Raw genomic sequence first — 26,530 nt, 5'->3', positions numbered from 1 at the left:
CATAACGCCCCGTTCATCCTTGTTTTCCCTCCACATCCACCGCCCGCGCCGGGCGGCGGCGTGACCCCCTGTTGCTCGAATTCCCCTATACGACGATGACAAAGACGCTCGAAAACTCCGACGCCCAATGGCTTGCCGAACTCGACCGTGCCCTCCCTGAAGCCAATGTGCCGACGTTGCTGATGGTACTGCTGCACCTGACTGGCGACCGGCGCTGGCTTGCCCAGCGATACCAGTGCACCCAAATCAAGGGCATCGACGACCACGATTCCGGTGGCTTGTCGGCCGATATCCAGCAGGAAGTCCGCGCTGCCGCGCGCGACGCGTTGCATGCCTGGAAGGCTGGCCAGCCCGCCGCGCTGCCCGACCCCGGCATCGACGACCTGGTGGAGATGATGCGACGCAGCGTGGGCGAGGAGGTGCCGGAATCTTATGGCCCCATGGTCGCCGCGGGGCTGGGACTGGATCCCGCTTTTCGTATCGATCAGGTAGGCGACTATCGCGTGCCCGACGATTTTCATGTGGTGGTAATCGGCGCCGGCGTTGCGGGCCTGTGCGCGTCGATCCGGCTGCAGGGTGCCGGCATTGCGCATACGGTGATCGAGAAAAACGGGGAAGTCGGCGGCACGTGGCATGAGAACCGCTACCCTGGCGCAGGCGTCGATACGCCCAATCACATCTACTCCTACTCGTTCGCCAAGGCCGACTGGAGCCGCTATTTCGCGCTGCGCGAGGAAATCCAGGCGTACTTCGTCGATGTTTCGCATCGCTTCCGCGTCCGTCACAACATCCGCTTCCGTACCAAGGTGGAATCGGCGGTGTATGACGAGCGCGCGATGCTGTGGTCCCTGCGCGTGACGGATGCCGAGGGCAACAGCGAAAGCATCGCGGCCAATGTGGTGATCAGCGCAGTCGGCCTGCTTAACGTGCCGAAGATGCCGAACATTCCCGGCCTGGACGCGTTCGAGGGGGCATGCTTTCACAGTGCCCGCTGGCCAGAAGGGCTCGATGTGCGTGGCAAGCGGGTGGCCGTGATCGGCAATGGCGCCAGTGCGATGCAGATTGTGCCGGCCATTGCGCCGCTGGTTTCCCATGTCAGCGTGTTCCAACGCTCGCGGCAGTGGGCCGCTCCGTTCGAACGTTTCCAGAAGCCGGTGCCGCACGCGGTGCGCTTTCTCCTCAGGGAAGTGCCTTTCTACCAGCCCTGGTATCGGCAGCGTCTGGCGTGGATCTTCAACGACCGGATCCATGCGTCGCTTCAGGTCGATCCGGATTGGCCGCATCCGCAACGCTCGATCAACCGTCGCAACGACAAGCACCGTGAGTTCTTTGTCGACTACGTGAAGAAGGAGCTTGGCGAGCGCCAGGAGCTGCTGCAGGACGTGTTGCCCGATTACCCGCCGTTCGGCAAACGCATGCTGATGGACAACGGCTGGTTCCGCACGGCGACGCGCGAGAACGTCAGCATCGTGAACAGCGGGATCGAACGGATCGAAGGCAATGCGGTGGTCACGGCCGACGGAGCGCGCTACCAGGCGGATATCCTCGTGGTCTGCACTGGGTTTGACGCCGTGAACCTGCTTTCGTCATTCCGCCTGATCGGCCGCGAGGGCCGCAACGTGCGTGAGCATTGGGACGCCCACGGCGCGCAGGCCTACTTGGGCGTGGCAACGCCGGGCTTCCCGAACTTCTTCATGCTGGCCGGCCCCAACACGGCGCTCGGCCACGGCGGAAGCGTGGTGGCGCTGCTCGAGACCCAGGTGCAGTACGTGATGTCGCTGCTGAAAGCCGCGCTCGACACCGCGGACGGTCGCTTCGAGATCGAAGTACGGCAGGACGTACACGACGCCTACAACACCCGCGTACAGGATGCCCATGGCCGCATGATCTGGACCCATCAAGGCATGTCGAATTGGTACCGCAATGCGCAGGGCCGCGTGGTGGCACCGACGCCGTTCCGCAACGACGACTACTGGCACATGACCCGCAACTCGGGACTCGCCGACTATCGGCTGCGCCTCGCGCGCGCCGAAGCGCCCGCCCTCCAGCCGCTCGGGAGGGTGGCATGATAAGGCCCCACGCCGCCGCATCGGGCCCGCACATGCTGAGCGGCCTGCGCATTCTCGACCTGGGAACGATGGTGGCCGGGCCGGTTGCCGCCACGCTGTTCGGCGACTTCGGCGCTGAAGTCATCAAGGTCGAAGTCCCACGCCGGGGCGACACCGTGCGTGACCTCGGTCCCTTCGTCGATGGCCAATGCCTGTACTGGAGCGTGGAGAACCGCAACAAGAAGTCGATCACGCTGGACCTGCGCAAGCCGGAGGGTCGCGACCTGCTCTTGCGGCTAGTGGAACACGTGGATGCCGTGGTCGAGAACTTCCGTCCGGGCACCCTTGAGAAATGGGGCGTGGGTTGGGAAGCGCTCAAGGCTCGCAACCCGCGGCTCATCATGCTGCGCATTTCCGGCTTCGGGCAAACCGGTCCCTATCGCGAGCGCGCCGGCTATGACCGGATCGCGATGGCCTTTGGCGGCCTGATGGGCATCACAGGTTTCCCCGACCGCCCGCCTGTACGTGTCGGCACTTCGATCGCCGATTACCAATCGGCCATCCTTGGGGCGTTCTCGCTGATGATGGCAATCTATCACCGCGACATGCACGGCGGCGAGGGCCAGCAGATCGACCTTGCCATGTACGAATCGATCATCCGGTTTACGGAGGTGCTGGTACCGGCCTACGACCGGCTCGGCACGATTCGCGAGCGCCGCGGCAACACGCATTTCGCAGCGGCCCCGGGCGAGCACTTCCGCACGTCGGATGGCCGCTACATGATCCTGACCGTGTCGGCCGATGCGGGATTCCAGCGACTGGCGCAGGCGATGGGGCGCGAGGACTGGCTGACCGAACCGCGCTTCGCCACGCACGAACTTCGCTGGCAGCATGTGGCGGAACTCAACGCGGTTCTGGCAGAGTGGATCGAGGCGCAGCCGGTGGACGAACTCTGCGCGAAGCTCGATGCGGCCAAGCTGGCCTACTCGTTCATCTTCAGCATCGAGGACATCATGAACGACGCCCATTACCGCGCGCGCGGCACCATCGCGTCGGTGACCGACCGCCATATCGGCCCTGTCAAGATGGCGGGCGTTATCCCCAAGTTTCCGGATAGCGAGGAGAAGCCGATCGAGCCCGCTCCCGATCTGGGCCAGCACAATGCGGAGATCTATGGCGGTATTCTGGGCATGTCGCCCGACGACATCGCTGCGCTGGTCGAGTCAGGCGTGATATGAAGCGCGCGATCGTTTTAGGCGGGGGCGGGGTCGCGGGCATCGCGTGGGCTACTGGCGTCGCGGCCGGCATGGCACGCCACGGCGTGGATATCACCGCTGCCGACGCAATCGTCGGTACCTCGGCGGGTTCGGTGGTGGGCGCGCAGATTGCCACCGGGATAGGACTGGAGATTCTGCTGGCTGCCCAGTTGATGCCGGCTTCGCAAACGCGCGAGCTGGTCCGCAGATATTCGCAGGCGGACGCGGACGCGCGCAACCGGGAACTGATGCAAAAGGTCTTTGGCGATGCGAGAGCGGCCCGCCGGAGAATCGGGGCGTATGCGCTGCGCACCGAAACGGTCCCGCTCAAGACGCGGCGCGACATCATCGCTGCGCGCCTGCCGACGGCGCACTGGCCGCGCTGTGACTTGCGCGTGGTCGCCGTCGATACCGAAACGGGCGAGCATGTCGTCTTCCACCGCCACAGCGGCGTGGAACTCGTGGATGCCGTAGCGGCCAGTTGCGCGGTGCCCGGCAGTTGGCCCGCAGTGCCCCTGAACGGCCGCGCCTACATGGACGGCGGCATCCGCTCGCTGACCAACGCCGACCTGGCGTGGCCCGCCGACACGGTCCTCGTGATTGCGCCGCTGGGCTATGGCGACGGAAATCCGGTCAGCGGGCACCTGCGCGCCGAAGTGGCCTACCTTCGCGAGCGAGGTGTCCGCGTGGCGGTCATCGTGCCTGACGACGCGTCACGCGAGGCAATGACCGACAACGTCCTCGACCCCTCCCGCAGCGCGCTAAGCGCTTATGCAGGCGTGTTGCAGGGTGAACGCATCGCCGCGGAAATCGGGTTGATGTGGATGGACGGGCAATCGTAAGGGCGAGGGCGGAGAAGACGGTCGGCTTGAGTTATCAGGAAGACGCAACCTTCATTGCAATAGAGCTATGGCACGCGCGGAAAGAAACGCCGAGACGTCGATATCGCAAGGATGTTCATCAGCGTAAAGAAGAGCGCAACCCCTGCCGACGTCTGCGGCTACGAAGCGACGGCCCCAAAGATCCTTCATTGCCGAGTCAGTACTTCCGCCGTATGCGCTCAGTACGAGAGACTTGTTGCAGCTCTGTGGCAGTGCGCCAGATAAAGCGCTCCAGTCGACGTTGCTTCGAAATCGCTCGCTAGATACTCGGCCCCGGGGGGGGGCAGGTGCTTTGCCCCACATTGGGGGGCACGGTCTGTGGGGCTCGGGAGTCAGGCGGCCCGTCCTGACACTTTGGGATATCTGGGATATCGTTACCAGGTCGGTCACTCAACCTAGCAGAAGGCACTCATGTGGGATCGCTGGTGCAAGGGCGATACGAGTCATGAGATCGCCAGGTTATTTGATCGCAGGCACTCTTCAGTCCAGAGGATCTTGTCGGACGCGGGAGGCATTCGCCCACCACAACGCCGCCGACGACGGAGGAGTATCTGGCGGTCGTGCTGAAAGTGCTTAAGAGGACAAGGGCACGCCCCCATACTCTGCCTTGCGTAGTAGGAACAGAGCGCGCCGCCGAAACCAACGGGTAGACTGCCGGCGAGGCGGCGGCTCCTCGAAGCCCGTTAGCACAATTAGTCAATTCGGAGGGCAAAGACAAGCTTTCCTTGATGTAAGTCAAGAAGGCAGCTCGTGCGTCATAAATTACCGATAATATACTTATAATTAAATGTATGAACATATCTATTAGTTGATAGAATTGACGGCGCTGCGAAAGCAGTTACACCGAACAATAGCCGCCGGCTGAACAGCCGACCGGCTTCGTCCAATACATCTGCCTGCCCATATAGCCTTTCGGCGCCAAAAGCGCTTTGATCTAGCTAACTGCTCTCGCCGAACTCTAGCCTGTAGCCCCTGAGATGCTGAAGCGCCGTGGCGTAGCGGCAAATCTGAACACCATGGAAATTGATGCGAGAAATATCGAGTCTCAAGCAACCCCAACAGAAGAGTATGCAGGCCATCGTGACAGAGGCTGCGCATGTCCGGCGTTGTATTGAGGACTAGAAGACAAGATGAACTACCGCGCCCTGGTCACTTTGGCAGGCCTCACACTTGCGAGCTGTTCGCGCTATCCGCAGGCATCCGGCCATCTCATCCGTACGTCCTGTATAGCAGCTTCCTTAGCAGAATTGATGGAGCTCGGTGCCGATGAGCGGTTACGCATACGATTGGCGACGCCTGTGCACGACGTCGGGAAGCTGGCGATTCCAGACGATGTGCTGCTTAAACCGGGTAAATTAGACCCATCGGAGCGACGCGTCATGGAACAACATGCGAGCATTGGCGCCGACCTTCTGGCTGGCAGTTCCGATGAACTGCTGCAGTTTGCATCCCAAGTGTCCCGCCATCACCACGAACGTTTCGATGGCAGTGGCTATCCGGGCCATTTTGTGGGGCAGAAAATTCCCTTAGCCGCGCGTGTGGTGGCGGTCGCGGATGCGTTCGATGCGATAACTGAAACGCGCTGCTACCGCCCGCGCATGACCGATGATGACGCTCGGTCCATCATTGCAGGTGGCAGCGGCACGCACTTTGACCCAGTGGTGGTAGAAGCGTTTCTCGACGGCTTCCCTCAGATACAGCGGGCGCGCGCAGCGGCAAATGAATGGCTATCGCGTGGAAGCGATACCGCCGTGGTCACTGCGTTCTACGGGCTAACGCACGCGGACTTTCGCGTGACTGCTCGCGTAGCGACAGGAGTCACTCACAGCACGTTGCTCCCGGAAATGCGGGCGTGAGGCACGCCACCGTCCTTTTCCTCAAAGGGGCGAGCTGAACGGCGCAGGAGAACCGGGCAAGACCTTTCCATTAAATGACCGAGTCGCATGGCTGTATTGCGAGGCCTGCAATGCTTGAGCGGCCAAGCAGGCCTTTAAAAGAAAGCGGCCCGCTTGGACTAGGGCATCGAGCAGCCGCTGGTATCCATCTGCGAAGGGACGATCTGCCGTGATAAGGTTTAGCAAGAGTGCCATTGCGATTAATATGTAGCTGGCAATCGAGCTCGGGGCCGCAAGTGCGGCGAGCGCCCGCCGGACCACGGACAGGCGCATCCTCGAACTGAATTCCAGGCTAGTTTATTCGGGGGACTAATCGAGATTTAGGGCGATGTAGAGGGCGGCGATTGCCCCTATCACAAAGAGTGCCCTGCGATAGATGAATAAGGTCTTGCGCCCAATGGTCGGCATGTCGTCACCTGTCTTGCTCAGTTGAACTGTGGGCTGCTGAAGAAGGCTCGCAGCCCTCGGAGCAAGGTGCCGTGCAAGGAAGATCAGGATTCGATCTGTGAATCAGTCCCTGACTTCCCGCACGGCTAAGAGAAGCACAGCGGGAAGGGCAACCTCTTGGTCGACGGATTGCAGGACGAAGATGTCCTGCGGGCGCACGTAGGCGTCCGCGCCCGCAACATGCAGGGCATGTTGGCGGTTGCTGGTGCGGAACTGCGCAGAGTGCATTCGGTCGGTAGAATTGAGAGGTGGCACAGGCAGCGGCGCGGGCACCATCATGTGGGGCGCGGCCTAGTTCGTACACTGCGAGCGCAGCCTGCAAGGGACGTTTTCTTATACCATACTCTGCGAGGCCTGTGTCGGTGGCGCGGAGCTCGTGCGCTAGGTCGAGTAGTGGTGTTGGGGATTTGCCGACTGAACCCATGCTTTGCGTGGTGGTACTGCGCAAACCGGTCGCCGCATTTCATCTCGCCATACGGATTAGCCTGCATGAGTTGTCGATCGATCCTCTCTATCACGAGAGGATGTTCGTCATTTGTTCTGCCGGACACTCGTCGGCGCGAAAGCGTGCGGCGTTATGGCGCTGGAGAAATGCGACGCAAAACATCGTGGAGGCGTGGCCCGCTTAATCGATCAAGCTGTGAGGTAATATAAAGTGTGGATAAAGGACCGGATCTTATGCGAGGTCTTCCACGAATCGGGGAGCAATTATGAAACTGACGTTTGATGCGTCAAATCCGGTAGAAGAAGGCGAATTCAGGGCGGCGCTGTCGAGCCTGGAACGGCTTGGGATGTTGAGGACGTGGCAGCAGTTGGCTGACGGATCGTACGTTATCGAGGTGGACCGCGAATTCGTTGGCGAATTTTCCCAACTGGAACAGGTAAGCTCCTTTGGGCGCCTGCACCATCGCGCCCTCCAATAAAAGCGGTGCAAAGAAAATGCCGCGGCCGGGGGAATTGGCCGTGGCGAAGCGCGAACTTGCCGGTTTCCCGGCTGAGCAGAAGCTGGCACGGAAATCCCGCCGTGTGAATCGCCTGAATGGGTCACTGAAGTGCGGAATGGCTAGGGGGAGCTTACCGCTCGGGCCTCTGCAGCTGAACAGCGCTAGACGGGTCGATTTGCTCCTATCTGCTGAAGGCTTCCCGCCGAGAATCATCAATGGCGCCGCGGCTTTTCGGTCGGCCGGGTGACCCGGTACTGGCCAAGACGCGGCACCCGTCGCACTTGATTGCGTAAAGCCAGGTTGTCCTCGCGTAGAGAATCCGTGCGCGCTGCGAGCAGCAGGGACCGCAGTTGGCCCAGCGTCGGCGCCGGCGCGCCGCGCGATATGGAGTTCAGCCTTTAACGTTGCGCGGGTCATCACCGAAAGAGTTGCGCTCTCGAATCTGGCCGTCGCGGCCATGGATCAACAGTTCGACTGGGTCGCGCTTCGCGCGCTCAGTGCCCCCTGCGATCGCTTCTTCTTGGGTGAAGAACATTGTCCGTTCGCCGCCCGCCACCTCTACCGCCCATTCGTTTCCTGCTGACACCAGATGAATTTCTCTGTTGCCCATGGCTGTCTCCTATTTGATTTATGGAGACAGCCTCCTGCGGAGATACGTCCAATCGGTATCGGATTCGCGCCTACAGGTCCGTCGGATGAATGGCCGGCACAGCCTTGGCGCGTCGAGGGAGGGCCGCTGGCTCAACCATAAGCGAATCAGCCAGCATTACGCGGAAAGGTACAGGCCATCTCCTGGTCGCGGCGAGCCAGCCACTCATCCCTGACACTTGCGAGCGTGTCGAGAAGAAGATAGACGCCGAATGCTCGGAAAAAATGGAGTCGCTCCAATGCAACACTGAACGGTCGCTTTAGGCTGTTCAAGCGGCCGGAGTGTAGCTTTCCGCGGGAAGGATAGAGAAAATCTGGCATTGCAAGTGGAATTCGTGCGTTCGTGCTGCTTTTGCCATTTACGCCAGAGAGCGAACGCTGCCCCCACGTTCAAAAATGATAGCGCGAGCATTGCCGGCTAGCCGCTGGCTGCCGCGCAGGGAAAAGGGTCGCCGGCCTTGCCGGCTGCAAATCCGCATGACAAAACGTTCCAGCGTCTCTCCAGTTGAAAAGCCGCGCCTGCGCGCCGTCGCAGGCGCCGTTTCCCTCCTCACTATGTCCTTGGCCGCCCCGCCGGCGCTAGCCGTCGGGGGCAATGGAGGGGCCGGGGGATACAACTTTCCCGTATCGGGCGGGTCGGGTTCCCTCGGCACAGGCCAGAACGGACCGTTTGTGGCCGACGGCGCCGGCGACGGCACCGGCGGCGGCGGCGGCGGGGCCAATGCTGCGGGCGGCTCCGGCGGTATCAGTGCAGGGCAGACGGTTCCGCAGGCGCTGGGGGGGGTATCCGGGAGCGCGCCTGGCCAAAGTGGCGGCAACGGTGGGGACGGAAACTTCGACATGGACTGGTTTACGGCCGGTGGCGGAGGTGGTGGAGGCGGCGGTGCGGATGGCATGTATCTGGGCCAAGTGCCCGCTGTCATATCTAGCCCGGTGTATGGCGGCGGTGGTGGTAGGGGCGGCAACGGGGGCGGCTATCCTTCGGACCTGCCGGGTGCGTACTTCGGAGGAGGCGGCGGCGGTGGCGGCGGTGGCAATGGCGTGATTTACAGCGGTGGCGCAGGGATCGTGGTGAAGTCGGGTGCCGCTGCGTACGGTGGCTGGGGTGGGAACGGCGGCAATGGCGGCGGATCGAAGCCGATTCCAGAGTTCCAAGGCGCTGGTAATGGTGGCGACGGCGGTGTCGGCATGTTGGTAACCAGCGCGGCCAACGTGCATGTCGAATCAGGTGCCCTGGTGGCGGGGGGCAACGGTGGGACGGGGGGGCAAGGCGGCGACGGCGTCTATGGGCCCTACGGCAGCTCTGGAGGAAAGGGTGGCATGGGGGGCAGCGGCATGGAATTGGCCAGTGGGTCCACGCTGCTCAACGAAGGCACGATCTCCGGCGGCGCGGGAGGTGCCGGTGGCGCGGGCGGCATGAGCATAGATAATTCGCAGGCCGCTGCGGGCGCTGCAGGCATCGGCGGGGTGGGCGTGCTCGGCAGCAACCTGACGGTCGTCAACAAGGGGACCATCGTAGGAGGCAGCCCGGGCGTGGCCGCTGTGCAGTTTACCGGCGGCACGAACCGCTTCGAGTTCTGGACCAACAGCGTCGTAGGGAGAATCGACGCCTTCGGCACGGACGACACGTTGGTGCTGGCTGGCGACACTGGCGCTGCCACGTTGAGCGGCGGCATCGGATTTGCCGGCCTTTATCGGGGCTTCGAGCACTTCCAGAAGATAGGAGCATCGGTCTGGACCCTCGCTGGTACCAACACGGATATCACGAACTGGCAAATTCTGGGCGGCACACTGGCAATTGCGTCGGATGCCAACCTCGGCGCGGCAGCCGGCACCCTGGGGTTGAACGGCGGTACCTTGCGGACAACCGCGCCCATGACCACCGCGCGCGCAACCACCCTAGGCCCGGGAGGTGGCACCTTCGAAATTACAAATGGCACGCTGACACACAACGGTGTCATCGACGGCCCCGGCAGCCTGACCAAGACGGGGGACGCAACACTCGATTTGAACGCCGTGAATACCTATACCGGCGGGACGCGGGTCAACGCAGGCATGCTGAGCGCCAACGTCAATGGCGCGCTGGGGAGCGGCCCGGTCAGTGTCGACGGCGGCGCCACGCTGCGCCTTTACGGCGACTTCGACCTGGGGGGACGCCAAGTCGTCAATCGTTCGGGCTACATCCAGCTCTTTGACGCCGGCACGCTTGGCAATGCGCAGGTGACGAACCTTGGCGGTATCACTTACCTGCTCCGCAACAGCACGGCGGCCAATGCGACGATCGTCAACAACGGCGGCGTGCTGTCGTTCCAGGACGGCAGCACCGGCGGTAACAGCCAGGTGACCACCCGCAGCGGCAGCTATACGGAGTTCTGGGGCTGGAGTACCGCCGGCAACGCCTCGCTGGTCACGGATGCAGGGGGGTGGGTCGATTTCTCGGGCACGGCCGGTCCGGCCTTTGATCACCGGATCACGGCGGGCGCCATCGCGGGTGCGGGGCGCTACCAGCTCGGTCAGAACATCCTGACCGTAGGCGGTAACAACGCGTCAACCATCGTGAGCGGCACGATCGAGGATGGCGGGGCCGGTGGCGGGAGCGGCGGCGGGCTGGTCAAGATCGGCACTGGCACGCTCACGCTGAGTGGCGCAAATACCTATACGGGTGCGACGATCGTGAACGCTGGCACGCTGGCCGTGAACGGCAGCGTAGCCGGCGCGGTCACCGTGAACAACGGCGCTATGCTCAGCGGCGCCGGCAGCGTGGGCAGTACCGTCATTGCTTCAGGCGGTACGCTGGCGCCGGGCAATTCCGTCGGAACGCTGACCGTCAATGGCAACCTGACACTGGCGGCGGGTTCGACCTATCGTGTCGAAGCCGACCCGGCTTCGACGGCCAGTGACCGCGTCGCGGTGAGCGGTACGGCCACACTCGGCGGTGCGGTAGTCCATGTCGGCCCCGATGGCAACTTCGCGTCGACGCGGCGCTACAGCATCCTCACGGCCGGATCGGTGCAGGGTCGCTTTGCATCGGTCAACTCGACCTACGCGTTCCTCGACCCGACGCTGACGTATGGCACCAACGAGGTCACCCTTGCACTCACACGCAAGGTGGTAATAGATCCGGTGCCGCCCGTTTTGCCGGTCGATCCCGGCGCGGGTGGCAGCCTTGGCGGAGGTGCTCCGCGCCCGATGCGCTTTGCGGATGCCGCGGTCACCGGCAACCAGCGCGCGGTGGCAAATGCGCTGGATACGCTCCCGGACAGCAACACGGTGCACGAAGCCGTGGTGACGTTGCCTGAAGGCGCACCGCCGGCTGTGTTCGACAGCCTGTCCGGTGAGGCTCATGCCAGCGTGGCCACGGGTCTGATGACCCTGGCGGGTGGCGCGCGGGCGCTGCCGCTGACGCATTTGAACGACAGCCTGTCTGCCGGCATGCTGCCCGGTGCACCCATCGCCCAGCTTGGCGGCCCACTGCCGGCCGCCGCGCTGCCCATTTCCGCCGCCCAGCCATTGTGGGTGGAGGTACTTGGCAACTGGCAGAACTTCCATGGGAGTGCCGATGCAGCGCGCGTGCGCCAGCAGACCGGCGGTTTCTACCTCGGTGGCGACGGGGCGGTGGGTCAAGGCTGGCGCATCGGCGGGGCATTCGGCTACGCCAATAGCACGCTGCGCGTGAGCGACCGGTCCTCGCGCGCGATCACCGATTCCTTCAGCGCCACCCTCTACGGCGGCCGCGCGTTTGCGCTCGGCGGCGGCAAGCTCAAGTGGCTGTTCGGCACCGCCTATAGCTGGCACGTTGCCGACACGGATCGGCAGGCCAACCTCGGCGGCAGCACGGTCCAGTCGCTGACGGCCAGCTATCATGCCAGCACCGCGCAAGTCTTCACGGAAGCCGGCTTTGCCATGCCCCTATCCGTGACCACCCAGCTCGAACCGTATGCCGGGGTGGCCTGGAGCGACACAAGGACGCGCAGCTTCGCGGAGACCGGCGGCTCGGCGGCCCTGCACAGTCCTGGCAACAGCAATACGTTGACCACCACTACGCTCGGCGTGCGCACCAGCGCACGCGTCCAGATCGGTGCCACCGAGGCAGCGTTCTACGTTGGGGCAGGCTGGCAGCATGCGTTCGGCGACGTGCGCCCGGCTACCACGCTGGCGTTTGACGCCAGCCAGCCATTTACGGTGACGGGCGCCCCGATCGCACAAAACGCGGCCCTGGCGGAACTGCGCGCCGACTTCGCCATCTCGTCCGCGGCCACGCTCGGCTTGCGTTATACCGGCCGGCTGGGCGGCGGGAACCAGGACCATACGGGGACGGTGGGATTTAAGTGGCGCTTTTAGCTAGCGTCTTTGATTAGTGCCAAACGCCTACTACTCCGGCACAGGGTACGGCTGGATTTGAAAAGGAGACCCCAGTAGTGCACCGCCGCTTACCAATACGAAGGCACGGGATATGTTGTTGTCGTGGATTGGGCCGCTGCAGATTTCTGCAGTGCAGGTTCGGCTCCTGACCTCGCTAGGTGAGCTGGAAACGGGATAACGCCCCAAGAGTTTCTCCAGCGCTACGGAGGCCGCTAACTGAAGCACCGCTCCAGCGCCCCAGCGAGATTCGGGTGGCGCCATACGAAGCCGGCTTCTTGCGCCCGACGGGGAATCAATCGCTGGCCGCCGAGCAGCAGAATCGACATCTTTCCCAGCGCCAGACGCAGCGCCCATGAAGGTGTTCGTAGTACGGCTGGACGGCGCAGCGCTCGGGCCAGCATTTGAGTAAAGTCGCTGTTGCGCACCTGTTCGGGCGCGCAGGCATTGTAGACGCCCTTGCATTCGCTATGGTGTAGCAAATAATCAAAGAGGCGGACCAGATCGTCGAGATGTATCCAGGGCATCCACTGCTCTCCGCTGCCCATCTGCGCGCCCAGACCCAAGCGAAATGGGGGTGCCATCCGAGCCAACATTCCACCTTTTGGGGAGAGTACGGGAGCAATGCGCAGCGTTGCAACGCGTATACCCAAGGTCGTCGCGCGGTTCGCCTCTTGCTCCCAGGCTTGGCATAGGTGGCTTCCAAAGTCCGCGATGCCTTGCGGGCTGGATTCGTCCAGGAGCACATCGCCCCCGTTGCCGTACCAGCCGACTGCAGAAGCAGAAAGCAGCACAGCAGGAGGAGTGGACTGATTAGCCATCGAGTCAATGAGGGTGCGGGTCAAGTGCACGCGGCTACGCCACAGCAGATCGCGACGCGCTGCGGTCCACCGGCGGTCCGCGATCGGTGCGCCGGCCAGGTTGATCACGGCATCTAAGGGGAAGCTCCCATCGAGCTCTTGAAGCCGCGCGATACCCCGGGCGCCGCTACATAGGGCGGGTACCTGCGAAGGGTTTCGACTCAAGACCCACAACTCGTGGCCTGCGCGTTGCCAGTTGTCGCACAGCGCCCGCCCGATGAGGCCTGTGCCCCCTGTAATCAATATGCGCATAGAGTGCTTCTTCTTGTCGTTAGGCAGCTACCAGGGCAGGCGCTGACCGTTGTAAGCCCACAATCCTCCACTGTCCTCGGGCTGGAGGCGGTCGAGTACCGCTAGTATTTCGCCAGCCGCGTCGTTGGCTGGCCGACCGATCTGCGCACCGCGGAACGGGGCTGATAAGGCTGAATTGACGGTGCCTGGGTGCAATGCCACTAGCACAGCTTGTGGGTGCGTGCGTGCCATTTCGATCGCAGCCGTCTTGATTACCATATTTAATGCTGCCTTTGAGGCGCGATAGCTGAGCCAGCCGCCGAGGCGATTATCGCCAATGCTCCCGACCTTGGCCGATAGTACGGCAAAGTGGCAACGTCCACCGCGCGCCAGCTGGGGCGCGAAGTGTGCTAGTGCCATTGCGGGCCCGATAGTGTTGACGGCAAAGCTGGCGGCAAGATGCTCGGCGCTCAAATCAGCCATACGCTTCTCCGGCGTACCGGTTGGCCCCTGCAACATGCCGGTGGCTACGAGAATCAGGTGCCATGGACCTCGTGTTCGTAGGCTGTCCGCGGCGCGGATAACGCTGCTCGGGTCATAGAAATCCAGCGGAGGAGTGGTGTTGCGGGCCAGGGTATGCACGGCAGCGCATCGGGGGTCGGTGCGCAGTTGTGCCACCAGCGCGGCGCCGATAGCTCCGGTACTTCCGAGAACAAGGGCGCGATAGCCGGCAGGAAGCGATTTCATGGTGTGAGCTATTTGTCGAGTGACCGCTACAGTGTTTCGAGCTGCTCGCGAAGATGGTTGGCATATCCCTGCAGGGCCTGACGTTCCGTCTCAGGCATTCTCTTCAACTGGCGATAGACGAGTGCGAGTCGGGGATTGCTGTGCAGTGTAGGGGCGTGGCGTTGGAAGAAGTCCCAATACAAGGCGTTGAAGGGGCAAGCGCGAATCCCGGTTTTTTGCTTGGGGTCGTAGAAACAATGCTGGCAATAGTCGCCCATGCGTTGAAGGTAGGCGGCACTGCTCACATACGGTTTGGTGGCAATCAGCCCGCCATCCGCGCGCTGGCTCATTCCCAGCGTGTTCGGCAACTCCACCCATTCGAATGCGTCGATATAGATGCCCAGATACCACCTGTGCAGCGCATGTGGATCTAGACCGGCGAGTAGTGCGAAGTTGCCGATCACCATTAGCCGCTGGATGTGGTGTGCGTGGGCGGTGCGCAGCGATTGTGAGATGGCCAGATGAATGCACCGCATATGTGTGTCGCCGCTCCAGAACCACCGCGGCAACGGTGTCCGGTGTGAGAGGGCGTTGTTCTTCTCGTAGCCGGGCATGTGCGCCCAGTAAATACCACGCACGTATTCTCTCCAGCCGAGGATTTGGCGTACAAAACCCTCTACGGCGGCCAATGGTGCGCGGCCGGCGCGCCAAGCGGCCTCGGCTCGTTGCACCACCTCCAGAGGATGGAGCATCTTCACGTTGAGGGCGAACGACATCAGTGAGTGGAACAAGCGCGGGGCTTTGGCGGCCAGCGCATCTTCGTAGTCACCAAAGTAGGGTAAAGCTGTAGCGATGAAAGCCTCTAGGCAGGAAAGTCCTTCTTTGCGGTTGAGTGGCCAACGTATGGCGTCGGCTTGCGGATCCCCAAAGCTCTGCACGCCTGCGCCTTTCGCCATTTCCCACAAGCTTCGGTGATCGTGTAGCGGCCGCCAGTCTTGCGGCTCTGGCGGAGTTCCCGGCCAGCGCTTGCGATTATCGTGATCGAAGTTCCATTGTCCGCCTTCGGGCTCGCCGGCATCGTCAAGAAGCACCTTCCAACGTTTGCGCATACTACGGTAGAAGTACTCCATCACCCATTGCTTGCGGCACTGCATTTGTTCTGCAAGGTCGCTGCGTTGGGTCAAGAAATGCTCGCTATCCACCACTTCTGTAGCGTAAGACTGGTCACCACCCCATTTGTTTAGCAGAGCGTCCAGCCGCCATTCGTCGGGCTGTTGCCACTCGACCCGACGAACGCAGTAGTGCGCAGCCAGCGCAGTTAAGTTGCCGGAAATGGAGTGGCGGTTGCTTGGGTCGTCCAGCGCAACATAGCGGACGCGGTGACCTCGCTCACGCAGGTAGTCCGCAAAGTCGCGCATCGCTGCGAAGATGGCCAGGATTTTTTGGGCGTGGTGCAGAACATAGTCCGTTTCTTGGCGAACCTCCATCAGCACGTAGACCACTTTCGGGTCGACCACAGAAAACCAGCTGTGGCCGCAGTGAAGCTGGTCCCCCAGCACAAGACGCATGGTTTCGGTTGAGCTGCTCACGCAATACCCCAAGATGTTGCCCGGCGCCGACTCTGAGGATCAAGGGTCCACATTCACCTGCCTGAGCATTCAAGGTTTCAGGATGCACCGTGGGTGCGCGGTCCCAGACCGCGCACCGGTAGGGCACTCATGGTGCAGGCAAGATGACCTTGTCCAGGACGTGGATGACTCCATTCGAGCACAGAGTGTCGGTTGCAACGATGTTGGACTGGCGGCCACGCTGGTCCGTAATGGCTAGCGTTGTGCCGACGCTAAATGTCTCGCCCTCGACAGTCTTTATTGGCATGTTAAATGGGACACTGGCTTTGAGGACCAACTCAGGCAACACGTGGTACGTCAGCACTTTATTCAGCAATTGCGTGTTCGCTAGCAATTGGTCTTTAGTGACACCCAACTCATTCAACAAGGACGCAAATGCCGCATTGGTGGGCGCGAAAACGGTGTAAGGGCCGGGGGCACTGAGCGTGTCAACCAAGCCAGCAGCTGTCACCGCTTCCACCAAAATGCTGAAATCCGGATTAGCAATAGCCGTTTGCACGATGTTCTTGTCGCCAGGCAGGAGAACCTTGTCAATAGCATGGATGACGCCATTGGATGCCGCTATGTCCGTTTGAATGATGTTGCTGGTTCGGTTGCGACCATCCGTAATAACGAAACCGTTACCGGCTTTGTCGATCTTGAAAAAACCACCTCCAACCGGATTGATGGGTTTGCCTAGGGGGATCGCACTGCTCTGCACTTGTCCAGATACGACGTGATACTTCAGGACAGTTGCTAACAGCGACTTGTTCGCCAGAAGCTGGTCTTTGGTCAAGCCCAGTTCGCTCAGCAACGCTGAAAACGCCTGGTTGGTTGGGGCGAACACGGTAACTGCGCTGGAGGCGGTTAAAGTATCTGTCAGGCCAGCCGCCTGTACTGCTTCGACGAGAACGGTGAAACGACTGTCGTTTTGTGCGACCTGCACGACATTACCGGGGGAGTCGTCGCCGCCGCCGCATCCTGAGGCAATGGCAAGCAACATGGCACAACATAATCCTGTAATCCACCGAAGCATGATCATTCTCCAAACGAAACCAAGCTAAAACAACTGCAATAGGTTTTCTCTCTCATGCGGCCATAGGCTGCCTCCCATAGCTGTTAATAAGGCGCGGAAGGGAACGTCGTACGGCGTCACTCCACAATGTGGGTGGGGCCAAGATCGCGCGACGCCTTTCTAAGGGCAGCCGCGAATTTCACCAGTGCGAGAAGGTTTCTAGGCGGTTACCTCGCGCATGCCTGTATGTGCTCCTAGCAGAATTGCGTTGGGTCTTGACGATTCTGCGAGCGCTCATCTGTGCGCAGAAAGATCGACGCCGTTCGCGTGCGTCCGACCCACGACGGGAGCGCAGCTGCATCCTCCGAACCAGGAGGCGGATCAGGGGCGACCCGAACACTTGGACGCTTGTGTGAGTTTGGGAGCACGCAAGGTCCTCCAATTAATGAGAAGAGGGGGCGCCTGCACTGATCGCTCTTCGCGCAGACCGGTATCCCACGTCGGTCCCCATGGCCGCGCGATACTGCTCAGGAAAAAAGAATACTGGATAGTAACTAAATTTACAAATAGGTATTTTTAGTGGCGAAGGGAATCGGCGGTCGAGCTCCGCCTGGGCGAAAAACGCCCAAGTGAGTTTAGGGTCTCGTTTGCCTTTGCGCTGACTTCGCGTTTCAGATCCGCTGCGCTTGGGCCGTGGTCGGTGCAGACACGCTGACCGGTGGCACGCTCATGGCGGCCAACCCACCTCAAAAGGGCTTCGCCTCAGGGGCGACCGACGCGGCAATCGCTAGGGAGGGAGTACGGTTAGTCCCGAGGCACCCGTTGACGTTGTTCGGCGAGCGCTTCTGAGCACGTCGTTCTCGTCAAATTCAAGCAGCGCTGTCGACGATTGGATATTACCTCCCGCAAACAGGGGACCAATGATCGGGAGGAAGCTTTCCGGGTGCGTGTGGGATGACGCGAACGAATACAGCAGTATGGTTGCACCGCTACTTAGCTTTACCTGCGACGTGGGGCTGCCAAGTTGCGCCACTACATCATCCAGAGTGGAGAAACCCAGGACAAAGCTCTCCAGTTGCGCCGACCGGATGTCGACGCCCGTCGATACGCAGGCAACGATTAGCCCGCACACGGTAGTTAGCACAAAGAAACGCTTCATGTACACCGCCGCACCTCTGCGCATCTTTCCTCTGTTGACCTCCACGCGAAAGCATCGCCCGCACTAAAGCGGCCGGGATCCACGGGCCCGGAGATGCCTTCCACGCTTAGATTAGGAGAACCGGGCCAAAGTGTTGGCTGTCCTGCGTGGCCTCAGAGGTGACGGACGGCCTCCAGGCTAAAGAAGGGATCAATCCGGGCTTTCGGGCGTGTCAATTGTGGCGGCGATTCGATCAACAGTCCTGTTGCTGGCCAGGCCTAGCCGCTCTGTAACTTCCTCGGGAGCAACGCCGCCAATCAACAGCCGGCGGCAGTAGGTGTTTCGCAGGATCCGAGGGCCCATGTCTTCAGCCTCGTAACCAATAGCGGCAAAAGCCTCACGCACGATCTTGCCGAGGCTCATGTCGGTGACCGGCGTGCCCGCCCGCTTGAGCGAAAACAGGAGATCGCCTTCGGCTGGCCAAGCGCGGCGCTCGACGAGCCAAGAGCCCAGCGTTGCTATTGCAAATGGCTCCAGATGGATGGTGCGGGATCGTTTGGGCGGGCGCGCCGGCACGTGGAGATAGGGCGGTGATGCGTGCGGATTCATGTCCTGCATCCGCGCCGCGCGGCCTTCGCTTGCCGTGACCCCGGTGCCGAGAAACATCGCGACGATCGCCCGTTTCTGCAAGGCGGCCGGTTCGTCGGAGGGCTGTGGCCGTACGAACTCTTGCAGGTCTCGGTCGACGTCCTCGGGCAGGAACAGAACTTCGGGATCATCGACAGGCCAGTGCTGACCGAGGACGAGTTCGCTGGCAGGGTTGGCGTCCCGGACGCCAACGGCCACCAGATGCCTGCAGAGGCGATCAATGAGCTTGAGATAGCGCATGCGCGTCGCAGGCGAGTAGTTTGCGGCATCGCCGTCGCGCCAGAAGCCATCGAGAACATCGGCACCGAAGGTCGCCACAGTAGCGCCGCGGGCCACGAGGTATCGGTGGAATCTGTCGAACATCGCCCGATGTTGGACGATGGATCGCTCAGCGAAAGGTCGCAGGTCCGAACCAGCGGCTTCGCGGACTTGCCAATCAGCATACGCTTGTCGGGGATCAGAGAACCAAAGTTTGTCCATATATATTTATATACTGAATTATGGCTGATCCTACAACCTATCGTCGCTGCGCGACGCTACCTACTCGCAAGTACAGGAAGTCCAGCCTCAGAGAGGCACGCGTCAGTTGGTTCAAGAGGTCAGCGAAGGACGGCTCTGTCGTCCCGCATGCGCACTTGGTGATTCCCATAACCGCGGCCCGGGCGCCCCTGATCGCCGAACGCGCCTTATAACTTGCTGTAGGCCTTAGCGTGCCATTGTTTCAGCGATCTGCCTTTGGGCGGAAGGATGGCTGCACGGCATGGCCATTTCGACCGCCGAGAAACCCCGCTGAGGGATGGCAGGTATCCCGACCGCCGCGAAGAAATGGAGCGATCAGGGGTTGATGGCCACTTTCAGCACGCCGTCACGCTGGTGGCCGAACATGTCATAGGCCGCTTCGATCTCGGACAACTTGAAACGATGGGTGACGAGATGCGACAAGTCGACGCGGCCGGTTTCGATCACACCCATCAGCCGGCGCATGCGTTCCTTTCCGCCCGGGCAGAGCGACGTGACGATGTGATGGTCGCCGAGACCGGCGGCGAATGCGCCGAGCGGAATATGCAGGTCGCTCGAGTACACGCCGAGGCTCGAAAGCGTGCCGCCGGGCTTCAGCACCCGCAGCGCGGCCTCGAACGTCGCTTGCGTGCCCAGCGCTTCAATGGAGGCATCGACGCCGCGGCCGCCGGTCAGACGAAGGATTTCGTCGACCACATCGCATTGCCGGAAATTGAGGGTGGCATCCGCGCCCATATGCCGCGCAATCGCCAGGCGTTCGTCGAGCCCGTCAATCACGATAATCGTCGAGGCACCGCGCAATCGGGCGCCAGCCGTCGCGCACAGTCCAATCGGCCCCTGTGCGAACACAGCGACGATGTCGCCGATCTTGATATTCGCGTGTTCTGCGCCGGCGAACCCGGTGGACATGATGTCCGGGCACATCAGCACCTGGTCGTCGGACAGCCCCGCCGGGATCGGCGCGAGGTTGGCCTGGGCATCCGGCACCAGCACATATTCGGCCTGGGTACCATCGATGGTGTTGCCAAAGCGCCAACCTCCCATTGGCTTGTAGCCATGGGCGTGCGCTTGTCCGTCCTGCGACGCACACCCGTCCTGGCACGCATAGGAATGGAAGCTCGGACAGATGGCGCCTGCAATCACTCGCTGGCCTTCCTGATAACCGGAAACATTGCTGCCTAGTTTTTCGATCACACCAACCGGCTCGTGGCCGATCGTCAGCCCTGGCTGGACCGGATACTCGCCTTTGAGGATATGGATGTCGGTGCCGCAAATAGTTGTGGTGGTGATGCGAATCAGCGCATCGCCGGACCCGACGTCGGGGATCGGCTTTTCCCGCAATGCGATCTTGCCTGGTTCCAGAAATACGGCGGCTTGCATGGTGGCCATTGCGACTCCTTCGGAGGTTTACAGCGCTCCCGGGGAAAGCATAGAACATTGCGCAGGTCGCAGCGCGCGCCGCCGGAGCCTGCCACGAAAGCGATATTCAAGTGTTGCTGGCTAGATTTCCGCCAGTGCCTGCATGTCGAACAGTTCGATCTGCTTGCCATCCACACGGATCAGCCCTTCGCGCTGGAAACGCGAGAAGGTGCGGCTGACGGTTTCGAGCTTGATGCCCAGGAAGCTGCCGATTTCCTCGCGCGTCATGCGCAGCGTAAATGCGCGTGCTGCGTAGCCCCGCGCGCAAAGGCGATCGGAAACATTGAGCAGAAACGCGGCCACGCGGCGCTCGGACGTCATGCCGGACAGCAGCACCATCTGGCGCGACTCCCGCACAATCTCCTGACTAAGCAGGCGCATCAGGTTGCGCTGGGCGGCGCGCAGGTCCTGGCACAGCGTTTCCAGCGACGCGAACGAGATCACACAGACTGCGCTGTCTTCCAGCGCAATGGCGTCGCAGTCGTACTGGTCTCCACCGATGGCGCCAAGTCCCAGTATTTCGCCTGGAAGAATGTAGCCGGAGACGTGCTCGATGCCCTGTTCATGCCCCGCGACGGTCTTGAACGATCCCGAACGCAATGTGTACAGGCTGTGGAAGGGGTCACCGACCCGGAAGATGTATTCGCCGCGACGCACCATGCGCCAGTGGCCGACCACGGATTCCAGGCGCGGAAGATCCTCCTCCTTGAGTCCGGAAGCCAGGCAAAGCGGCCGCAGACCGCAACGCGAGCACTTGGGGGCGATCCTGTGGACCGGCTGTGGCACGTCCTGAAGAGCGGTCGTCCCGATGTGGGGAAAGTGTAGCGGAGGGCCGTCCGCCCGAATCTGTAGCGCTTGCAACATGTCTTACCCCTTCGCTCCGGTAGTCATGTGAGCGGCTTATTGCTTGCCCGCTTTCAGGTCGGAGTAACCGCTCCGATGTCCGGAGTATTGGTCATACTCGTCGTTGCTGAAATCAGCCACGGCTGAAGTGCGAGTCAGCAATCCGCCTGGCTGTGTCAGGTTTGCCTGACAACGGCGCGCCCGGGGCAACCTGCCAAGCTTGCCGAGGTTTGCGTCAACGCAAGGCGGGGCCGCCGCGGGCTGCCTACAGTTCAAAAACGACCAAGGCCGCCACGTTTTTCCTGGAGATGCCAAGATGAAAAGCGATTCCCAATTGAAACAGGATGTCCTCGACGAACTGGCGTGGGATCCGCAAATCGATGAGCGCGAAATCGGAGTCCAGGTGAAGGACGGTATTGTCACACTGACGGGGCATCCACGCTCTTTCCATGCCAAACACTGCGCCATGCGCGCCGTGCGGCGCGTCTCGGGCGTGCGTGCGCTAGCAGTCGAGATGGATGTGTTGTTGTCGGGCGACGTGCAGCGCACGGACGCCGACATCGCTTGGGCGGTAGAAAACGCGCTCTGCTGGAACTCTGTGGTGCCGGACGGCGTGAAGGTGGCGGTCGAGCACGGCGTGGTGGTGTTGTCCGGCGAGGTTGGCTGGGATTACCAGCGCCGCGCCGCGGTCGACGCCATCCAGCGTATCCACGGCGTGCGCAACATCGTCAACCGGCTGGTGCTCACGCCGCGCACAAGCGCCATTGACGTGCAAAAACGGATCGAGGACGCACTCCGGCGGCAGGCCGCACGCGACGCACGCCACGTCAGGGTGCAGGTTGCCGACGGGATCGCGACGCTGACCGGTCAGGTCAGCTCGCTGTCTGAGCGGCAGGCGGCATTCAATGCTGCGCTGATGGCGCCGGGCATCTTGAAGGTGGTCGATGACATCCGCGTGATGCCATAAGCTTGCGAGCGCTGGCCCATCGGGCTGGCACATATGACACGTATCAAGGCGTAGCAGCTCCCCATCTCAGGCCACATCAAAGCCGTATCAAGCCGGCGCTATGCGCAGCACGGCTGCGCCGGTCAAACGTCCGCTGCGCAAGTCGTCCAGGGCGACGTTGGCGGCCTCCAGCGGATAGGGCGTGGTGTGCACGCGCAGCGCTGTGGCGTTGGCCACCCGCATCAGGCCACGTCCGTCTTCGCGCGTGAGATTGGCAACCGATACCAGCCGGCGTTCTTCCCAAAGCTGCCGATAGGGAAACGCGGGAATATCGCTCATATGGATCCCGCCGCACACTACCACGCCGCCCTTGTCGACGGCAGCCAGCGCAGTCGGAACCAGCGCGCCATCGGGCGCGAAGATCAGCGCCGCGTCCAGGATGGACGGCGCACGGTCATCGCTGCCGCCGGCCCAGTCGGCACCGACCTCGATGGCCAGCGCTTGGGCCGCACGATCGCCTGGCCGGGTGAAGGCATAGACGGTGCGCCCCTGCGCCACGACGATCTGTGCGACGAGGTGCGCCGCGGCACCAAAGCCATAGAGCCCAATGCGGCGCGCATCGCCGGCTTTGCGCAGCGTCCGATATCCAATCAGTCCGGCGCACAGCAGCGGCGCGGCATGCTCATCGTCATAGGCATCCGGAATCGCAAAGCAATAGTCGGCGTCGGCCACCACATACTCGGCATAGCCGCCATCACGGGTATAGCCATGGAACAACGGAGCATCGCAAAGATTTTCACGCCCGCTAGTGCAGAAGCGGCACTGGCCGCATGTGTGGGCGAGCCAAGGCGCGCCGACGCGGTCGCCGACGGCAAGCCCCGTGACGCCGGGGCCCAATGCATCGATTCGCCCGACGATTTCATGGCCAGGCACCAGTTGGGGCTTGGGATGCAGCAATTCGCCGTCGATCACATGCAGATCGGTGCGGCACACGCCGCATGCGCTGACGCGCAGCCGCACTTGGCCGGCGGAGGGAACGGGAATCGGCACGCGCCGCAACGCCAGAACAGGGACGTTGCCATCGAACACCATGGCTTGCATCGTGGCGGTCATCCTGGTCTCCGGGAATCCGCGTCGCACTAGCGACGACGCTACCCATGCCAAAACATTGGGCATGAAAAAATAGTTGCAGCGATTGTGCGCCGCCCTTTGACCTGACACAAACGTCGCGCTGGTTTGCCGCCTAGATTGGGATTGCAGGCGTCGTCATCCCGACACGCGAGGAGTCCGGCAAATGGAACTTAAAACGATATTGGTCGACTTGACGGATGACGAGGCGCGGGACGCGCGACTGGATGCGGCGCTTACGCTGGCGGACTGGTCAGACGGCAACGTGGTCGGGCTGAGCGCGACGGGGCCGCTGCTCGACCCGTATCGCAGTGAAGGGGTCGAGGCTCTACGCTACGAGGCCATGCGCGGCGACATGCTGCGAGGGCTTCACGCGGCCGGCGACGCAGCGATTGCCGACGCGCTTGTCCGGCATCCATCGACCGCGGGCACCTCGCACGTCGTGATCGAGCAGGAGACTGGATGGGCGTTGGCCGTGCGCGGCATGGCCAGCGACATCATCCTTCCCGGGCTGCCCGGCGCAAACCGCGAATTGCCGCCGGTGATGGCGTCGCCAGCCGAGTATGCGCTGGTCAATTCGGGCAAGCCGCTGCTAATCGTGCCGCCGCGTGCGCGCTTGGCCCCAATTGAAACTGCCGTGGTGGCGTGGAATGGCCGGCGCGAAGCGGCGCGGGCGCTGGCCGACGCGATCCCGCTGCTGCAGCGCGCCATGCAAGTCATCATCCATGTGGTGATCACGCGGCACGGGCCGCGGGAGCACGGCGATGGCGAACTCGTCAAATGGCTCGCCGCACATGACGTCAAGGCCAGGCTCGCCGTGGAAGAGGCGTCGTCTGCAGCCGAATGCCTGCTCCGCAAGGTGCAGGATGAATCGGCTGACCTGCTTGTGGCCGGCGGCTACGGCCATTCGCGCATCGGCGAATTGGTGATGGGCGGCACCACGCGCACGTTGATACGCAACTTGCGTGTCCCGCTGGTTATCTCGCACTGAACCGACCGGCCGATCAGCCGTTGCAGGAGGGCTTCACCATGCCGCAATACCCAAGCGTCTTTGTCCATTTCGACGGCAGCCGCCGCACAATGGAAAGGGTCAGGCTCGCCGCGCGGATCGCTGCCGGGCAGCAGTGCCGTCTGGTGGGTGTCTGCGCCACGTTCGCGCCGGACCCGCGATGGTTCTACCGCGTCGACCATGCCGCGCAGTGCCTGCAAGAAGACCGCGACCGTCGCAGGCGTGTATCGGAATTACTGCGGGAGCGGTTCGAATCTATGGTCTGGGAAAGATCGACATCCGCCGAGTGGCGCAACCTGGAAGGGGAGCCGCTGGTGGGCATGCTACGCGAGGCGAAGGAGGCCGGTCTGCTGGTGGCAGGCCAACTCGACGAGAGCGATGCGGACAGCTTCGTTGCGCCACAGTTTCTGGAGTCGATCATCCTGGAATCCGGCCGGCCAGTGCTCGTGGTGCCGTATGCCGGCGCCTTCGAGACCGTGGGCACACGCGTGCTGGTGGCATGGGATGGGGGCAGAGAATGCGCGCGGGCGCTGCACGATGCCTTACCTTTGCTGGCCGGCAGCCGCGTGCACTTGCTGCACGCCAACGCCGCACTGCACAGCCTGCGCCCCGACGCCACACCCGCCGCGGCTGCGATTCGCCTGCTGCGCGATGTGGGCGCCGACGTCTCCACAGACTACGTGTCGGCCGTCAGCGATCTGGAAATCGGTGAATTGATCCTGTCCCGCGCGGCCGATTGGGGCGCCGACCTGATCGTGATGGGTGCATACGGTCACGGCCGCTTTAGGGAGCTAGTGCTGGGCGGCGTCACCAAGACCATCCTTTCGTCGATGACCGTGCCAGTGCTGCTCGCGCACTAATGCACGACGGGGAGTACGGAGCCTCCTTTGACTGGGGCCACATCGTCCGGTCACGGTTGTCGCCCGGGAAATCACGGGGTAATTCATCGGATCGGTACGGGGGATAGGATGCCCCCACGCACCGTGCACCATCCATTCAACTTCGACCAACCATCGCATTAGCTAAAAAAAAGCGCAGGAATTGGCGATTTGCGCAGTACGGTGTCGCCGATTCCCGTAAGCGCGGGCTTGTCGCAGATGTCTTTGCTGTCCGCATCTAGGCCGCCATCGTTGGCGATATCGTCGCAATCGGGGTTGCCGTTCCGTCCCGCCGCGCTGCAGTGCCGTTCGTCCCGCGCGCGACTCGCCCGCACGCCGCAGACCAGGAGATCGACATTGCGCCGCGCAGCAAGGTCGATCAACGCCTGGCCGCAGCCGATACCTGGCGCGCGCTCCAGGTCGCTCAGCACTGCCTTGACGCCACGCCGTGCCAGCCACGCCACGCCGTAGCTGGGCGGGGACACGTGATGCTGCCAGCCCGGCCCGGGCGCGATGCAGGAGACGACTTCCACGTACTTAGCCCGCTGGCAGATCGGTAGTGCACCACGGAGCGCGCGCGCCGATTCGCGCGTGCCGCTCCACGCCACCATGACGCGGGAGTATGGCCATGTCGCGTCGGGCGCGCACAGGCCGACCGGAATCACGAGCACTGGCGGCCCCGTCCCGATGATCGTCGCCTCGACAAAGCGGCGCGAATCGGCATCCGCTTGGCTGGCCGGCGGCGCCGGCTGGCTCACTACGATCAGGTCGGCAAGCCGTCCTTCGCAATGCATGGCTTCGATTGCGGTGCCCTCGCCAACGCGCCAGTCCACGGCAATCGCCGCGCCTTCGGTTGCGGCTTCGAATGTCTGTCTGCTGCTGTCGCAATCGGTCGCGCGCATGGTCAGGCGCGGGGAATGGTTCGGATGCTGCGACAACAGGCCGATCAGCGTCGCCCGGAATGCTGCGGCAAGCGCAACAGCATGCGACAACCGTGAAATCGCATCGTCCCGCGCATCCACGTGAACCATGATTGTAGAGATGTCCATTGCTCTCCTTGAATCCGGCCACGAAAACATACGTGA

Annotated in this window: 20 protein-coding genes and 1 pseudogene; 10 read left to right on the top strand and 11 right to left on the bottom strand. The window is 62.4% G+C overall.

Going from position 1 to position 26,530, the window contains the following annotated elements; translation table 11 throughout:
* Nucleotides 1-95: 95 nt before the first annotated feature.
* From AC1RKI_RS28440 to AC1RKI_RS28415, 6 genes and pseudogenes are all read left to right on the top strand, one after another.
* On the top strand, nucleotides 96-2,069 hold the full coding sequence (locus AC1RKI_RS28440) for a flavin-containing monooxygenase (RefSeq protein WP_227461586.1): 1,974 nt from the start codon (nucleotides 96-98) through the stop codon (nucleotides 2,067-2,069).
* Nucleotides 2,066-3,286, top strand: coding sequence for a CaiB/BaiF CoA transferase family protein (locus AC1RKI_RS28435; RefSeq protein WP_227461585.1), 1,221 nt, complete (start codon nucleotides 2,066-2,068; stop codon nucleotides 3,284-3,286). The genes AC1RKI_RS28440 and AC1RKI_RS28435 overlap by 4 nt, the downstream gene beginning before the upstream one ends.
* Nucleotides 3,283-4,146: a patatin-like phospholipase family protein gene (locus AC1RKI_RS28430; protein ID WP_227461584.1), complete on the top strand. Its 864-nt coding sequence runs from the start codon at nucleotides 3,283-3,285 to the stop codon at nucleotides 4,144-4,146. The genes AC1RKI_RS28435 and AC1RKI_RS28430 overlap by 4 nt, the downstream gene beginning before the upstream one ends.
* Nucleotides 4,147-4,596: 450 nt before the next feature.
* Nucleotides 4,597-4,722: pseudogene (locus AC1RKI_RS28425) on the top strand (IS30 family transposase); the annotation flags it as partial.
* A gap of 593 nt (nucleotides 4,723-5,315) precedes the next feature.
* Entirely contained in the window at nucleotides 5,316-6,041 is a 726-nt protein-coding gene (locus AC1RKI_RS28420) for an HD-GYP domain-containing protein (RefSeq protein WP_227461583.1), read from the top strand.
* Between the two features lie 1,196 nt (nucleotides 6,042-7,237).
* Nucleotides 7,238-7,450, top strand: coding sequence for a hypothetical protein (locus AC1RKI_RS28415; RefSeq protein ID WP_227461582.1), 213 nt, complete (start codon nucleotides 7,238-7,240; stop codon nucleotides 7,448-7,450).
* Nucleotides 7,451-7,862: 412 nt separating this feature from the next.
* On the opposite strand, the gene AC1RKI_RS28410 is transcribed toward AC1RKI_RS28415, so the two are convergent.
* On the bottom strand, nucleotides 7,863-8,081 hold the full coding sequence (locus AC1RKI_RS28410) for a DUF2188 domain-containing protein (RefSeq protein WP_227461581.1): 219 nt from the start codon (nucleotides 8,079-8,081) through the stop codon (nucleotides 7,863-7,865).
* 878 nt (nucleotides 8,082-8,959) lie between these two features.
* Here AC1RKI_RS28410 and AC1RKI_RS28405 point away from each other — a divergent pair.
* A complete protein-coding gene (locus AC1RKI_RS28405; protein ID WP_275061066.1) occupies nucleotides 8,960-12,460 on the top strand; it encodes an autotransporter outer membrane beta-barrel domain-containing protein in 3,501 nt (1,166 codons plus the stop codon).
* 233 nt (nucleotides 12,461-12,693) lie between these two features.
* On the opposite strand, the gene AC1RKI_RS28400 is transcribed toward AC1RKI_RS28405, so the two are convergent.
* The 8 genes from AC1RKI_RS28400 to AC1RKI_RS28365 all read right to left on the bottom strand — a co-directional run bounded on the left by AC1RKI_RS28400 (nucleotide 12,694) and on the right by AC1RKI_RS28365 (nucleotide 21,319).
* The gene (locus AC1RKI_RS28400) at nucleotides 12,694-13,590 is read right to left on the bottom strand and encodes a TIGR01777 family oxidoreductase (protein WP_227461580.1); all 897 of its coding nucleotides are present in this window, start codon (nucleotides 13,588-13,590) and stop codon (nucleotides 12,694-12,696) included.
* Nucleotides 13,591-13,617: 27 nt separating this feature from the next.
* Nucleotides 13,618-14,316, bottom strand: a complete 699-nt coding sequence (locus AC1RKI_RS28395; RefSeq protein WP_227461579.1) for an SDR family NAD(P)-dependent oxidoreductase — start codon at nucleotides 14,314-14,316, stop codon at nucleotides 13,618-13,620.
* 26 nt (nucleotides 14,317-14,342) lie between these two features.
* Nucleotides 14,343-15,863, bottom strand: a complete 1,521-nt coding sequence (locus AC1RKI_RS28390; protein WP_492798225.1) for a cryptochrome/photolyase family protein — start codon at nucleotides 15,861-15,863, stop codon at nucleotides 14,343-14,345.
* Between the two features lie 148 nt (nucleotides 15,864-16,011).
* Nucleotides 16,012-16,905 (bottom strand): fasciclin domain-containing protein, encoded by an 894-nt coding sequence (locus AC1RKI_RS28385; RefSeq protein WP_227461578.1) that lies wholly within the window; start codon nucleotides 16,903-16,905, stop codon nucleotides 16,012-16,014.
* A 799-nt stretch (nucleotides 16,906-17,704) separates the two neighbouring features.
* Complete coding sequence (locus tag AC1RKI_RS28380; protein WP_227461577.1) at nucleotides 17,705-18,076, bottom strand: hypothetical protein; 372 nt, start codon at nucleotides 18,074-18,076, stop codon at nucleotides 17,705-17,707.
* A gap of 189 nt (nucleotides 18,077-18,265) precedes the next feature.
* Nucleotides 18,266-19,066 carry a tyrosine-type recombinase/integrase gene (locus AC1RKI_RS28375; RefSeq protein WP_227461576.1) on the bottom strand — a complete coding sequence of 267 codons (801 nt, stop codon included), beginning with the start codon at nucleotides 19,064-19,066 and terminating at the stop codon, nucleotides 18,266-18,268.
* Nucleotides 19,067-19,537: 471 nt separating this feature from the next.
* Nucleotides 19,538-20,611, bottom strand: a complete 1,074-nt coding sequence (locus AC1RKI_RS28370; RefSeq protein ID WP_227461575.1) for an NAD(P)-dependent alcohol dehydrogenase — start codon at nucleotides 20,609-20,611, stop codon at nucleotides 19,538-19,540.
* Between the two features lie 111 nt (nucleotides 20,612-20,722).
* Nucleotides 20,723-21,319, bottom strand: a complete 597-nt coding sequence (locus AC1RKI_RS28365; protein ID WP_227461574.1) for a helix-turn-helix domain-containing protein — start codon at nucleotides 21,317-21,319, stop codon at nucleotides 20,723-20,725.
* 481 nt (nucleotides 21,320-21,800) lie between these two features.
* On the opposite strand from AC1RKI_RS28365, the gene AC1RKI_RS28360 reads away from it, so the two are divergent.
* Nucleotides 21,801-22,451, top strand: coding sequence for a BON domain-containing protein (locus AC1RKI_RS28360; protein WP_342482054.1), 651 nt, complete (start codon nucleotides 21,801-21,803; stop codon nucleotides 22,449-22,451).
* Between the two features lie 87 nt (nucleotides 22,452-22,538).
* Here the strand turns inward: AC1RKI_RS28360 and AC1RKI_RS28355 are convergent, their stop codons facing one another.
* Entirely contained in the window at nucleotides 22,539-23,543 is a 1,005-nt protein-coding gene (locus tag AC1RKI_RS28355; protein ID WP_227461572.1) for a zinc-dependent alcohol dehydrogenase family protein, read from the bottom strand.
* Between the two features lie 181 nt (nucleotides 23,544-23,724).
* On the opposite strand from AC1RKI_RS28355, the gene AC1RKI_RS28350 reads away from it, so the two are divergent.
* Both AC1RKI_RS28350 and AC1RKI_RS28345 read left to right on the top strand, forming a co-directional pair.
* Nucleotides 23,725-24,549: a universal stress protein gene (locus tag AC1RKI_RS28350; protein ID WP_227461571.1), complete on the top strand. Its 825-nt coding sequence runs from the start codon at nucleotides 23,725-23,727 to the stop codon at nucleotides 24,547-24,549.
* A 38-nt stretch (nucleotides 24,550-24,587) separates the two neighbouring features.
* On the top strand, nucleotides 24,588-25,427 hold the full coding sequence (locus AC1RKI_RS28345; RefSeq protein ID WP_227461570.1) for a universal stress protein: 840 nt from the start codon (nucleotides 24,588-24,590) through the stop codon (nucleotides 25,425-25,427).
* A gap of 158 nt (nucleotides 25,428-25,585) precedes the next feature.
* Here the strand turns inward: AC1RKI_RS28345 and AC1RKI_RS28340 are convergent, their stop codons facing one another.
* Nucleotides 25,586-26,494 (bottom strand): adenine nucleotide alpha hydrolase family protein, encoded by a 909-nt coding sequence (locus tag AC1RKI_RS28340; protein WP_227461569.1) that lies wholly within the window; start codon nucleotides 26,492-26,494, stop codon nucleotides 25,586-25,588.
* Nucleotides 26,495-26,530 lie beyond the last annotated feature (36 nt).

Source organism: Cupriavidus sp. GW822-FHT06G04 (assembly GCF_058799075.1).
The sequence above is the reverse complement of the archived record's forward strand: the minus strand, read 5'-3'. Positions and strand labels throughout refer to the sequence as shown.